At 38.4% G+C, this 388-nt stretch carries 1 protein-coding gene; it reads left to right on the top strand.

Translation table 11 applies throughout. The annotated features are described in order from the left end of the window. A partial coding sequence (locus ACIR131C_RS23755; protein ID WP_035372676.1) for a glycosyltransferase occupies positions 1-388 on the top strand: 388 nt, incomplete at both ends.

The raw sequence follows: 388 nt of genomic DNA, 5'->3' as shown, positions 1-388 counted from the left end.
CAAGGGTGAAATCAAGGATTTATTAATACAAGGAGCAGATATATTTGCCCTAACTTCCCATTCGGAAAACTTTGGTATATCAGTTCTAGAATCCCTAGCTGCGGGTACTCCAGTTATAATTACCCCTGGTGTAGCTCTTAGTGATATAGTCCAGCAACAACAACTGGGATATGTTACAGAACTTAATATTAATGCAATCGCAGCTACAATTGAAAACTTCTTAGATCATCCTCAAGAATCGAAGAAAATGGGCGCTCGCGCCCGGCAGTTTATATTAGATAATTATACCTGGGATAAAATAGCATCAAAGATAATCTCCATTTACGGCATTGCTGAATTAGGGTATGATAAAGGAAAGGAGCGATCGCTAAACAGGATAATAATTCCT

Source organism: Dolichospermum circinale AWQC131C (genome assembly GCF_000426905.1).
Classification (GTDB): Bacteria; Cyanobacteriota; Cyanobacteriia; order Cyanobacteriales; family Nostocaceae; genus Dolichospermum; species Dolichospermum circinale.
The sequence above is the reverse complement of the archived record's forward strand: the minus strand, read 5'-3'. Positions and strand labels throughout refer to the sequence as shown.